The sequence below is a fragment of the Streptosporangium sp. NBC_01469 genome (genome assembly GCF_036227305.1).
Taxonomy (GTDB): Bacteria; Actinomycetota; Actinomycetes; order Streptosporangiales; family Streptosporangiaceae; genus Streptosporangium.
In genome coordinates this window covers 6,012,193-6,024,660 of sequence record NZ_CP109465.1, presented here as the reverse complement: position 1 = coordinate 6,024,660, position 12,468 = coordinate 6,012,193, and the positions used below count along the sequence as shown (strand labels likewise).

The following is a 12,468-nucleotide window of genomic DNA, read 5'->3' as shown; positions in this document are numbered from 1 at the left end:
ACCCTCGATGGACCGGATCGACGCGCGCGCCAAGGTCACCGGGACAGCCAAGTACTCCTCCGACCACAATCTGCCCGAAATGGCCTACGGGTATATGGTGACCAGCACGATCGGCAAGGGCCAGATCACCTCGATGGACCTGAGCATGGCCCGCGCCGCCGGGGGAGTGATCGAGATCTACACCCCCGACAACCGGCTGTCCTTCCCCGGCACGATGCCCGCGCTCGGAGGCGTTTTCGCGGAGACCCGCCACCCGTTCGCCGACCGCGAGGTCCACTACTACGGCCAGGTCGTGGCGCTGGTCGTGGGCGAGACCATCGAACAGGCCCGGGACGCCGCGGCGCTGATCAAAGTGACGTACGTGGCGCAGCCCCCGAAATCCTCCTTCGAGGACGCCAAGCAGAACCCAGCGGACCCGCCTTCCATCCCCGGGCTACCGCTCGGGGAAGTGATCGAAAAGCCGGTGGGCGTCGACATCGAGGCCGCGCTGGCCGCCAGCGAGATCAGAGTGGAGGAGACGTATGACGTCCCGCCCAGGCACCACATGATGATGGAGCCACACGCGGCCGTGGCGGCCTGGCAGGCCGGCAAGCTGACGATCTTCAGCGGAACCCAAGGGCCGGCGGCACACGCGCTGGAAGTGGCCACAGTGCTGGGCGTACAGCCCGCCGACGTACACGTCGTCAGCCCCTACGTGGGCGGCGCCTTCGGTGGCAAGGCGTTCACCTGGGCGCCTACCCTGCTGGCCGCGGCGGCCAGCCGCGCGCTCGGCCGCCCCGTCAAGGTCGTGACCAGCCGCGAGCAGCTCTTCACCGTGACGGGCCACCGGGCGGCGTCGTCGCAGACGTTCGGGCTCGGCGCGGACCGGGACGGGCGCCTGAAGGCGATCAAGCACCACACGACCAGCCAGAGCCTCGTGGAGGACCCGGGCTACCGCACCACTGCGAAGTTCTACGCCACGCCGAACGTCCATATCAAGCTGTCGATCACTCCCGATATGAACCTGCCCGCCGCCACGATCATGCGCGCCCCCGGCGACGAGGCCGGCTCTTTCGCCCTGGAGAGCGCCATGGACGAGCTGGCCGTCGCGCTCGGCATGGACCCCATCGAGCTGCGCATGACGAACTACCTCCAAGGAACCCTGATCGAGGGCAAGCCGTACTCCAGCAAGCACCTCGACGAGTGCTACCAGGTCGGCGCCGAGCGGTTCGGCTGGTCGCGCCGCCGTGCCCAGCCGGGCACGGTCATCGACGGCGACTGGCGGATCGGCATGGGGATGTCGACCGCCATCCTGGACTCGGGACGGGCACCCACCGCGGTGCGAGTAACCTTCCGCCCGAACGGCACCGCCACCGTAGCTTGCGCCACCTCCGACGCGGGCACCGGAATGTGGACGATCATGGCCCTAATCGGGGCTGGTGCCCTGAACATACCGGTCAACCGGATCAAGCCCGCGTTGGGCGACTCCAGGCTGCCTCTCGTGGGCAGCAACGACATGTACGGCGCCGTCGGCTCCGCCGCCACCTCGACCGTTACACCCGCGATCCTGGTGGCCGCGCAGGAGGCTGTCGACGAGTTGGTCCAACACGCCACCACGGCCGAGGGCTCACCACTGTTCGGTGCAGCCGGTGTCCGGTATGACGGGGGCCACCTCGTCGGGGCGGGAACATCGGTGGACTTCGGCGAGTTGCTCACCCGGACCAGAACCTCCGAGGTCGGCGCCCAGGGAACCACCGCGGCAGCGGACGACAGCCACGCCTACGCCTCGTACGCCGCGCACTTCTGCGAAGTCAAGGTCAACAGGTGGACCGGGGAGCCGCGCCTGTACCGCTTCACGACCGTAGTGGACGCGGGCGCCATCCTCAACGCCAAGACCGCGCGCAATCAGATCACAGGCGGCGTGCTGTTCGGGCTCGCGGCGGCGATGTTCGAAGAGGGCAAGGTCGAGGGCGCCACCGGCCGGATCTCGAACGCAAATTTCGCCGACTACGTGCTGCCGGTCAACGCCGACACGGTGCCGATCGACGTACATTTCCTCGATTATCCCGACACCAGGCTCAGCCCGACGGGCGCGCGCGGGATCGGCGAACTCGGCACGGTCGGAGCCGCCGCTGCCTTCGCCAACGCCGTCTACAACGCCACTGGTAAGCGCATCAGGACTCTGCCCATCACCCCCGACAAGCTGCTCACCTGACCGGACAAGGGAGATGGTTGGTGACGGAAGAGGATTAATGTTCATGCGACGGCGTACGCGGGTTCGTCACGTGTCACACGCGTGACCAAGTGGACCAGGTCAAGAGCCGGTTGGTTCGCGGCTCGGGTACCGGCCAACGACCACTCTACAAGAGGATGAAAGTTCGGGGTGTCATGTCGATCTCGGGTCCATGACCAGGCCGGTGTGCGCCAGGAAGGCGTTCAACAGGTCGGGACGGTACTGCATCTGCTTGAGCCGGCTGCGGATGACCGCGGCGAGGTCCGCGTGTACGAGTTTTGAAGCGGTACAACCACGCGGGGCGATGTAGTAGACACACCGTCAAGAAGCCGTGGAGCTCTAGCTAACGACATTTCCTGGATTCTATATATTCTGACTTCGTACAGGTTCTCCACTCCTTCGAACGGACGAGATCCTGCGCATTCTGACCTTGTCCGAGCCGTTTAGCAACACAAAAAGATCGTGACGGTTGGCATTCGATGTGCGCTGCAAGTGCCGAGACCGCTCAGGTGCACCGCGCTTGTGCCCTTAGTGGCAGCAAGTTCGGTGCAAGCCACGAGCTTTTGGGTTTGAACGATAAGTTGGACCGGCCTGATGCATTATTTGTGGGAGTTCTCTTGCCGTGTTAGAGTGAAGACCGCCTTGCCGAATGAGGGGACTCGTTAATGTGCGACTGCCTCTCGACAGAACCGCTTGCTTGTACGAATATCGCTGTCCCAGCATGGCGGGCACCAGGCGCGCAGATACGACCGCGAGCGCGAACCTCGTCGACCCCACGTCAAACTAACTCTTTGAGTGGTCCCGTAACCCGGACATGCGGCGACATACTGCTAATGATCGCCGGCATCACCACCCACAGGGCAAGATGGCGAAGCTTCTACATCGCACCTTTCCAACCTCAGACTCTCTGATCAGAGAGCTGGTCCGCGAGTTGCGTCTCTCACCTGAACCAGGTGTCCTGCCATGACGCCGGATTGGGTGCAGCCGGTGGACCGGCCTCTGACCTGATCCAAGCGGCAAGTCGAAAAAGGATCACTCCAAAACTCTACTAGGGCTTGGCGAGAAGGCTCGCCACAGGAAATTTTATTCGCGACTGCTCGTTCATTGCGAGTTCGGATTAGAGAAGGTAGGCATCATGGGAAAGATCCTGCGTAAAACGCTCGCCTCCGTTGCCGGTAGCGTGACGGCACTTCTACTCATGGCGAATACAGCACAAGCAGCCGGTGGCCCAACGGCATACCACGGGAGCGACTGGGCTGTAGGCGTGCGTTATGACGATTTCCTCTTTCCAGATACTTTCCATGGGGTACAAGTGAAAGACGTGGAAGACGATGGAAACTATGTTTTCGCCCAGGTCTGGTATTATGATAGCCGGAGCGCCTCTGAGCGGATGACAACGGCATACGACTACACACTTAACAGCACACCCACAAGTCAGGGGCTGCCGGGCGTGCCGGTCAGGTATCGGGTCTGCGAGGAAAATGGCTCGTGTGGCGATTACAAGTCCTGGCCCCGGTGATCGCCCGCCGCCGCGCTCACGATTGATTCCCACGACGCGGCCACGACGCGATCTTCGATGATGAGCATGTGATCGCGTTCGGCGGATCGGTCGAGCGCTGGGATCAGGTAACGGCGGCGAAGCGGCCGCCTTCGCGGTCACGAGTCCCGAAGCTTCAGGGCGTCAATGCCGTGGGCGTTTACGCCGACCGTCCTTCCCAGCAGCCCGCCCATATCCGCCTAGCTCAGCCACTCCCTCAGATGAAGCCACACACATCTCCGATAAAAGGGAAACCGAAGTGCGACTCACGAGGAAACGCATCATGTCATGCTCGGCAGCGATAGTGCTTGCCGCCGGACTCTCGATCGGTCTCGAATCGACAGCGGGCGCTGCAGCCTTGTACTCGAAGATCGGTACACACGTCAGCCACAGCTATGTGTTCGCTAACATCGGCAGCGACCGCATGGTCTGTTTTGGCCCCGCATTGGGCGTCGAAGACGCCGAAGTGTGCTACCGGGCGAACCGGAACGCAACATACGTACAGAGCAAAAGGGCCAGCGGCTATTTCAAGCTCGGACAACACGCATCCGCCGGCAATACATGGCGCTGCCGCAACAACTTCACGAACAGCTCTGGCACCGGAACGTGGGTGGAATGCAAGTGGAATACGAAGCCAAGCACTGGGGGTTGCGCCGTTCTGAGGGTCGGGCACGGGCAGAGCGACTGGTACGTAGTGAGCAATGGCTCTCAACTGACGTGCTTATGGTGAAGATCATGCGGTGGCCGCGTTGGCCAGAGTAGAACATCTCGACGCTGTCTGCCTGCAAGCCGGTCTCGATGCCGCGTTCGCACTGGTGGCCGGATGTTTCAAACGCCTTGAAGTGCGGCGGCGGGCCCGGGCTTGCCTTGAGGGCCTGTTATCGGGCTGGAGCGTAAGAACGGCTGGTCGCTGGCCGAGAACGCGGGCGAGAGCACTGCGCCTGCCGATAATTCCATCCATGCAGGTCAAGCAGCACGTGAGTATTCGTGAAGGACGCCGCCGAGCCGGTCTCGTCGGCGTATGTGCAGGTCGATGATTCGCCCGGGATCGATGATCGGGCCCGGGGCGGGACGCAGCGGGGCTGCTTGGTTCAGGGCTTGGTGGGCTCGGTGCTGGTTGTAGAAGCGTTCGTACTCGCGCAGGGCGTGCCGAAGATGGCGTTCGTTCCATACGAGGCAGCGGTCGAGGAGTTCGTGGCGGCATGACTGCACCCACCGCTCCATGATCGCGTTCATCCGCGGCATCCGAATGCCTGTGAGTACTGTCTTGATGCCAGCCTCGGTGAGGATCTCCTCCATGAGGGCGGGGAACTTCCCGTCCCTGTCCCGGAGCAGGAAACGCGCTCGGCATCCCGCATCGTCCAGGTCCATCACCAGGTTCTTCATCGCCTGAATGACCCAGTCGGCGGCCGGGTGAGCGGTGGTGCCCAGAACGCGGACGCGTCCGGTGGCGTGCTCGATGACGGCCAAGATGTACTGGCGTTGCCCGTTCGGGGTGACGGTCTCGAAGAAATCGCAGGCCAGTAGAGCGCCGGCTTGCGAGCGCAGAAAGTCGGCCCAGGTAGTGGACGCCCGCTCGGGCACCGGATCAAAACCTTCCTGCTTGAGGATCTCCCACACGGTGGACGGTGCGACCTTGATACCGAGCGTGGTGAGCTCACCGTGGACCCTGCGCCTGCCGATAATGCCATCCACACAGGTCATCCGGCTTGTATGGCTCTACCAGCGGTGCCTGGCCGATCTGCCGGTCAAGCACCGTGACGTGGTCGTCGAGCTGTGCGCGGCGGCCCCATCTCGGATTCACTCGTTTCCGAAACGATCATCACAGGTCCGCTGGGGACCACACCAGACCCTTCCCGGACCACAAACCATCCGGGACGTCAGCCCGCAAATCGGATGCAAAGTAGGAACGTTCAAGGGATCCCACCCGCCCCACGGTTGCTCGTTGGATGCTCTTCGGCACCGGATACGACCTAACACCGGGCGGCATTCTTGGACATTTCAAGAGCGGGCAACGCGTGACACCGCGACACAATGAGACACGATTCGATAGTGGGCGGCATTGAAAACTGCGACTTCTAATCCGATGGTCACAGACATCCGATCTGCCAAGGCGTCAATCCGCGACCTTCACGATCCAGTCCTCACGGAGCCGCGGGGAACTGATTGCCGATGAGTTCAAGCAACGCGGCGTGCGTCTCATGGTCGGCCGCCACGACGAGCCCGCCCGCGCCGGTGTGCGGTGGCTGACCGTGGATGCCCGTCACCACGCACCCGGCGGCCCGGCACAACGCGATCCCGCTGGCGAAGTGCACATTGTCACGCATATGGCCGTCGGTGACGTACGCGGCTCGTCGGCCGGCGGCGACCCAGGCCACCGCCAGGGTGGTGGAGACGACGCGTGGCTGGAACCGCTCGGCGAACCCGGGGTCGGCGAGCAGCCGGACCGCCCGGAAGCCCGGCTCGTTCGGGAACGGCGGGTCGAGGTTGACGTCCACCAGTCGCGACTCGGGCGACGGCACGAGTTCCTCGTCCACGCCGTCGCGACGGACGTGGGCGCGATCGCCGTTCGTCCAGAACACCTCTTCGGTGAAAGGGTCGGCGGAGGCGGCCACCGTGATGTCCTGGCCGACGCGCAGGGCGACGTTCACCGCGACCAGCGTGGTGCGCGCGGCGTAGTTCAGCGTGCCGCACAGGGGGTCGACCAGCCACATGCGCTCCGCCTCGGCCGAGCCGGCGCGTCCGCTCTCCTCGCCCGTCACGGCGTCGTCCGGCCGGGCGGCGCGAATGACATCAAGGATGGCGTTCTCCGCCTCGATGTCGGCGGTCGTGGCGAAGTCACCCGCGGATTTCTCGAAGCGCGTCAGCGACGCACCGTACATGGCTCTCACGACGGCGGCTCCCGATCGCACCGCCGCGAGGGCCACTTCCTCGTCCGTGATCGGCATGTGGACAGGATAGACAAGGTCTCCAGCGCTTGTTCGACGGGATCAACGAGCGCCTGGCGTGTCGTCAAGGCGTCGTAGCCCACATCGGCGGTGCTCGACACGATGACCACCCGCTGAGAACACCGGCCGGTTGGGCCGCGTGACGACCCAACCGGCCTCAAGAGAGGTCGAGCCCAGGCTGACCGGGGTCCGGATATGTCAGTTCGGCGCCGTGTCGGTCCACTCCGCGGCCTCGTACACCTCGTACTCGGACACTTCGCCAGGCTTGTGGAACCGGTCAGGCTGACTGCCGACCGTCAGGCGGCGAGGCTTGCCGTCGTCTCCCGGGGGGAGCTTCCGGGAGCCACGTGGCGGCGTCGCCACGAGATCCCGCATGGCCAGCAGCGTTCCGTTGCCGGGGTCGATGATCCACTGACGCCGGTAGGTGCCGAGCTGCCTGGGTGCGGTGGAGAGGCCGAGGGGAATGGTCGTCTCCACCGGCAGGGAGATCATCACTCCGGGGCGGCCCAGGAGGTCGGTCGTCTCGCCCTCGGCCTTGACGCCCGGCAGGGTGGCGAGCATCCGGAACGCGGCCGCCCGTACCTCCGGAGGGACGAGCGCCCTGGCCAGCAGGGCGCCGGCCACATCACTCAGCGCCCGGACGCGTTTCTCGCCCCGCAGGGCCCGCATCGGCTGCCTCGTGACCTTCGGGGCGTACGCCTCCCAGTCGCCCTTGAGGTCCAGCAGGACGTTCTCCAACTGCTTGGGCTGGGTCGGCAGCGCGGCCACCTGTTCCGGTGTCATGCCGAAGAATCTTTGGTCACTGACCCTGCGGCAGGTTCGCTCCCCTTTCCCGGTTTCCAGGAACAGGGTGCCCTGCCCCTCCACCGTCGGGACCCGCACTTTCATGGGGGCCCCCGCCTTCTGCCATTTCTGCTTGTCGCGGACGGTCCACGGGCGGGCGGCCAGGTCTTCGTGGGTGAAGCACGACGTGCCGCTCCGGTCGGTCCAGCCTTCGTACCGCGTCCTCGCCTCGACCTTGTAGTGGTCCGTCGCGCTCTCGCCGACCGCATAGACCTTCCCGGTGATGCGTGTGGTGTGCCAGTACTTGCCGGTCGGCCCCTTCTGTACGTTGGTGGCGGCCACCAGCAGTGCGTTGCCCGGCGCGTGAGGGCCCCCGTCCTTCTCCAAACGGACAGGCCGGTCTTCATCCGAGGTCAGAGAGATGGCTGCCAGGGTCCCCGCGACCAGGGTGGCCGTCGCCATCATGCTCACCGTCAGAATCCTGAAGCTGCGACGGGGGCGTGGTGGGGGGGCGGACCGCCAGTTGATACGCAGGGCGAGCCGGTCCGGGTTCTCCTCACGGGCCAGTGTCGTCCGTACCTGCCGCAGCGCGTCGAGTTCATCCATCGTTCTTCTCCCCGGGAAGTGCCTTGCGGAGCTTTATCCGAGCCCGGTGAATTTTGGCCTTGACGGTGCCAAGAGGTAGATCCAAAGTCGCTGCGATCTCGGCGTACGACAGCTCGCCCCAGGCGAGCAACAAAACGGCGCTGCGGTCCTGGGAGCTCAGTGAGGCGAGGGCCTTCGCCAGCTGAGGGCCGTGCGCCGCGGCGGCCACACGATCGCTGACCAGCTCGGCGACGCCGTCCTCGGCGGGATCCACACCCGTTCGGGCGAACGCCCTGTACATACGGGTTTCCTGCCGATGGTGCCTGGCGATCAGATTGCTGGCGATGCCCCACAGCCACGCGCCGAACTCCGCTCGCCCGTCGAATCGCTCCCGCTGCCGGAACGCGGTGGCGAACGCCTCCGCCACGACGTCATCGGCGAGAGTGAGCCCGAGGCGCCGCTTGATGTAGGCGTGGAGTCGTGGCGAGTGGCGGCGAAACAATTCACCAAATGCCTCAGGGTCTTCCAGGGAGGCGGCGACGATTCCCGAATCGTCGAGCTTCTCCGTGGGTTGACTCACCACTCTCGCCGTAGCCATGGGGTGGTGTGTCCCTTCATGGGTGCTTCCTCCGTGTCCAAGGTGCTGACCATCCCTCTATCCCGAAGGCCGCTCCCAGGTTGCGTCCCAGGGGCATGTCGTCGAAGTGGCACAGCCACATCGCGGCTTGGTAGGACGCGGCGGCCTTGTCGTAGTGGGTGGGTGCGCCACGAGGCACCATGGAGCCGAGCGGAACTTGTCAAGCTTGGTGAGACACGGATGCTTTAGCTGATCTGTGCCTGTTTCTCTCGTTTGCCCGGGTCGTTGATCCATGCCGTGGTGGGAATCGCGGGTTGCCATGGCAGCATGTCGATGAGTTCTTGGCGGATGCCGAGCTCGGCCGCCAGGGCGATCTGTGTCTCACGATCGGGAACGACCCCCCCGTGCTCCCAGCGCCATGCCTTCTCCCTCCGCCGCGCCATGTTTCCGGCTCGCCTGGCGATCACGTCCACCAGGTCCTGGTAGCTCCACCCGCGTTCGGCGCGGATGTAGCTCAAGGGGTGCACGAGGACTCCGTCAGCCTGTGCCAGCACTCGTCGGGGCATTCGCATCTCCTCCTTTCCCGTGACTGTAAACCTGGCCGGTTCAGCCAGACCGGCCGTAATGGCCCTCCGCCGGAAGGAGACAACAGCGAGACAACACGATTTTCCTGTCCACGGTGGGGCTGAAGGGGTTTCTTGATTCCACCGGGCGAGTTCTGCGCCCATCCGATTACTGTCTGCGATCGATATATCACAGCCGCGCGAAGAAGGACCACCCCGCGAATGCGGATCGGGACAGGAATTCACCATCGAGAAGTCTCCGGATGCGGAGACCGGACGGGGTCTGCCTCTGGCGTACCTGCTCTCCCAAGGTCGCTGTCGTACCTATCCGACCAGAATTTTCAGCACCAATCAGGCCGGTAAGGCCGTCGCCCTGCCGACACGTAGCGGTTGACCGCCTGACCTCCGAAGCCGGCCCGCGCCTGGCTCCCCCGTGCCAAGCGCGGGCCTTCCGGAAGGCCGGCGTCCGTGGACCTGATCCCATCCTCGTCCTGGACGCCGGCCTCCTTCGTCTCAGCCAAGCCGCAGTCACAGCGACAAGCGGATCTTCACCGTTTCGGTCACCCCGCCTCTGTGCCAAGCTCGGATCTCGTTCCCCGTAGATCCAGCAGACAGCCGTGAGAGTGATCGTCAGAGATGTCCGTGAAAGAGGCCACCGCCAGCGTGTTCGTCTTCCACCGCTTCGCCGGAGGCTGGAAGATCGGCTTGATCTGGCATCCTCGCCTGGAGTCGTGGATGCTCCCGGGCGGGCATGTCGAGCCCGATGAGAATCCCGCCGAGGCCGCGGTCCGGGAGGTCATCGAGGAGACCGGCCTGGTCGTCACACTCGTGCAAGGACCTTCGGTGCCGCTACCGGCCGCGTTTCCCCATCCGGCCGTCCCCGCCCCCTGGCGGGTGGCCGAGCTCAGCGTGGCGGCCGACCGGCACACCACCGCGCCACACGTCCACGTCGACCATCTGTATGTCGGCACAGCGCCGTCGGCCGAGCCGCGATCAGAACCGGTGCATCCGTTCACCTGGTTCGATGCCGACGAAGTGGCCGTCGTGGAGCATATGGCGGAGGACTCCCGGATACAGGTCAAGGAGTTGTTCGAGGTGATCGACGAGATCAGCGACGTATCCTCGCCCCGCAGTGGGTGACGTATCGCCCTCCCGGCTCAGCGCAGCCAGCCCATCACCGGGGAGGCGGGATCCCGGGGTGCCGGTAACAGGCCATGGCGCTCGAAGATCCTGACCACTTCGTCGAGGTCCAGTGACTGGTGGAATCCCTTGCGAGTGACGCCACGGCGTACAGCCAGGTCTTCGCAAACGACGACCCGAACGCCCTCCAGCAGGTGGCCAAGAGTCGCTTCGATATCAGGCAGATGATCGAGGGTGTCGATGATCCAGAGCGCGTCGGGACAGGGCATACCGTACGTCTGGGCGGGTTCGACCACCGGAACCTCGTCCTGGCCACGGCGGTGGAGCCTCCACCGTAGGAAGGCCGTCGAGGGCGAGTCGTAGTCGCAGGAGGTCACGTCGAATCCGGCGTCGAGGAGCGGCAGGGTGTCGTTCCCGACACCACATCCGAAATCCACGACCGTCCGTGCTCCGGCGGCATCGAGCAGCGGGATTCCGGCTGCCGCGTAGTCGGGACGGTTACCGCTGGCCTGCCAGAGGCACTGGCCCTGGTGGCGAGACCCACTCGGACGCCCTCGTCCGCAATCCCGACGGTTACTGCTACAAGGGCGACCATTGAGACCACCGCCACGTGTCGGCGGTGCTCGTCGTCAAGCAACTGCACCCCGCCTTCGTGGGCACCCAGCAGCACACCATCTGGGAGCACCCCGCCCCTGAGTGGTCCGTGCCCCCGCTCCTGATGTGGCGGCGATCGACGGTCGACGCCCACGGCGCAGTGCATTTCGTCGATCCTGCGCGCACGCCGACGGAGTGGTTCGGCCTTACGGACCCGTGGCCGATCGGGGAACCCTTCCCGAAAGAGGGCCGATCCTAGAAAGGCCAGCTCGCGCCCCAGCCCGTGCCGACATGCAGTGGCAGTGGACTCGGGGGGCCGTGTCGGCGGCGGCGCCTAGTGCGCTGACCATGAACGTTGGCCGGACTTCCGGGGCCGGTCCCAATCGCGTGTTCATCTCTGAAGCGACGCATCGTCGAACCCGGTGAACGTGGGTGAACACCGCACTAGCTAGTCCGCATGGTGGGTGCGTCCTACTTTGGGCCCTGCCGGTGAGATCGAGCGCGTGTTGCCTTGACGCCAGTGACAAGGTTCTAGCATCGCGGTGCCGGGTGGACCGGTAGCCGATCGGACAGTTAGGCCGAGTCCTCCGGTACAACACCCACACACCGTGGGTCCACGGCACGAGCGGACTGAAGGAATGGCGATGAAGTTCGGAATCAGCTACAGCACGCCCTATTACGGGGTCGCACCTGACCGGATCATGGCCTTTGCCCGGCTTGCGGAGGAGTGCGGCTTCGAGTCGCTGTACCTGCCTGAGCACATCGTGCTGTATCCGGGCGCCATGGTGGGGCCTTACGAGATGCCGCCGTCACTGCCGTACGTCGATCCGCTCGACTGCCTGAGTTTCGTCGCCGCGGCTACGGAGCGGATTCTGCTCGGCACCGGTGTGTTGCTGCTGCCGTACCACCATCCGGTGATCCTTGCCAAGCGCCTGGCCACCATCGACGTGCTGTCCAAGGGCAGGATGCGGCTACTGACCGCAGGGCTCGGAACCCTGCCGGGCGAGGCCCTGGCGGTGGGGGTCGACTTCGCCACTCGCGGCCGCCGCGCCGACGAGGCGATTGACGTGCTCCGATTGCTCTGGGCCGGCGGCGAGGACGGCGTCAGCTTCGCCGGGGAGTTCTTCGCCTTCGACAACCTGTGCAGTTTCCCCAAGCCCTACGAGGTCACGCAGCTGCCGATCCACATCGGGGGATCGAGCCGGGCGGCCGCGCGCCGGGCCGGGCGGCGCGGCGACGGCTACTTCCCCGGCGGTGCACTCGACCCGGGCGAGCGGGCCGTTCAGTGGGAGCTCGTCCGGTCGAGCGCTGCCGAGGCCGGCCGCGACCCGGAGGCGCTGGAGTACACCCGCTTCGGGTCGATCGACATGCCCGTTGAACGGGTCGAGAAACTCGCCGCGCAAGGAGTGACCCGCATCGTCGTGAATACCGCCGCCACTGAACCGGACCAGCAACGCGAGGAGCTGTCGGCGTTCGCCCAGCGATTCGGCCTCCTTGAGCACTTCCCTCGCTAGAGTGTGCCGGCCGTG

Annotated in this window: 10 protein-coding genes and 1 pseudogene; 5 read left to right on the top strand and 6 right to left on the bottom strand. The window is 65.1% G+C overall.

Going from position 1 to position 12,468, the window contains the following annotated elements; all coding sequences use genetic code 11:
- Positions 1 to 7 precede the first annotated feature (7 nt).
- The 3 genes and pseudogenes from OG587_RS26455 to OG587_RS47260 form a co-directional block, all read left to right on the top strand.
- On the top strand, positions 8 to 2,194 hold the full coding sequence (locus OG587_RS26455; RefSeq protein WP_329079833.1) for a xanthine dehydrogenase family protein molybdopterin-binding subunit: 2,187 nt from the start codon (positions 8 to 10) through the stop codon (positions 2,192 to 2,194).
- Between the two features lie 1,153 nt (positions 2,195 to 3,347).
- Positions 3,348 to 3,731 carry a hypothetical protein gene (locus tag OG587_RS26450; RefSeq protein WP_329079831.1) on the top strand — a complete coding sequence of 128 codons (384 nt, stop codon included), beginning with the start codon at positions 3,348 to 3,350 and terminating at the stop codon, positions 3,729 to 3,731.
- Between the two features lie 767 nt (positions 3,732 to 4,498).
- A pseudogene (locus OG587_RS47260) lies at positions 4,499 to 4,680 on the top strand (IS701 family transposase); the annotation flags it as partial.
- Between the two features lie 35 nt (positions 4,681 to 4,715).
- On the opposite strand, the gene OG587_RS26445 reads toward OG587_RS47260, so the two are convergent.
- The 5 genes from OG587_RS26445 to OG587_RS26425 all read right to left on the bottom strand — a co-directional run bounded on the left by OG587_RS26445 (position 4,716) and on the right by OG587_RS26425 (position 9,208).
- Complete coding sequence (locus OG587_RS26445) at positions 4,716 to 5,453, bottom strand: integrase core domain-containing protein (protein ID WP_329079829.1); 738 nt, start codon at positions 5,451 to 5,453, stop codon at positions 4,716 to 4,718.
- A 440-nt stretch (positions 5,454 to 5,893) separates the two neighbouring features.
- Positions 5,894 to 6,697, bottom strand: coding sequence for an inositol monophosphatase family protein (locus OG587_RS26440; RefSeq protein ID WP_329079827.1), 804 nt, complete (start codon positions 6,695 to 6,697; stop codon positions 5,894 to 5,896).
- Positions 6,698 to 6,895: 198 nt separating this feature from the next.
- Positions 6,896 to 8,086: a CU044_5270 family protein gene (locus tag OG587_RS26435; RefSeq protein WP_329079825.1), complete on the bottom strand. Its 1,191-nt coding sequence runs from the start codon at positions 8,084 to 8,086 to the stop codon at positions 6,896 to 6,898.
- The gene (locus tag OG587_RS26430; protein ID WP_329079823.1) at positions 8,079 to 8,645 is read right to left on the bottom strand and encodes an RNA polymerase sigma factor; all 567 of its coding nucleotides are present in this window, start codon (positions 8,643 to 8,645) and stop codon (positions 8,079 to 8,081) included. Before OG587_RS26430 ends, OG587_RS26435 begins: the two co-directional genes overlap by 8 nt.
- A 242-nt stretch (positions 8,646 to 8,887) precedes the next feature.
- Complete coding sequence (locus OG587_RS26425) at positions 8,888 to 9,208, bottom strand: hypothetical protein (RefSeq protein WP_329079821.1); 321 nt, start codon at positions 9,206 to 9,208, stop codon at positions 8,888 to 8,890.
- 633 nt (positions 9,209 to 9,841) lie between these two features.
- Between OG587_RS26425 and OG587_RS26420 the strand changes: the two genes are divergently transcribed.
- The gene (locus OG587_RS26420) at positions 9,842 to 10,345 is read left to right on the top strand and encodes an NUDIX hydrolase (RefSeq protein ID WP_329079820.1); all 504 of its coding nucleotides are present in this window, start codon (positions 9,842 to 9,844) and stop codon (positions 10,343 to 10,345) included.
- Between the two features lie 17 nt (positions 10,346 to 10,362).
- Here the strand turns inward: OG587_RS26420 and OG587_RS26415 are convergent, their stop codons facing one another.
- Positions 10,363 to 10,812 (bottom strand): class I SAM-dependent methyltransferase, encoded by a 450-nt coding sequence (locus OG587_RS26415; protein ID WP_443075631.1) that lies wholly within the window; start codon positions 10,810 to 10,812, stop codon positions 10,363 to 10,365.
- A 771-nt stretch (positions 10,813 to 11,583) separates the two neighbouring features.
- On the opposite strand from OG587_RS26415, the gene OG587_RS26410 reads away from it, so the two are divergent.
- A complete protein-coding gene (locus OG587_RS26410) occupies positions 11,584 to 12,453 on the top strand; it encodes a TIGR03619 family F420-dependent LLM class oxidoreductase (RefSeq protein ID WP_329079816.1) in 870 nt (289 codons plus the stop codon).
- Positions 12,454 to 12,468: the final 15 nt, after the last annotated feature.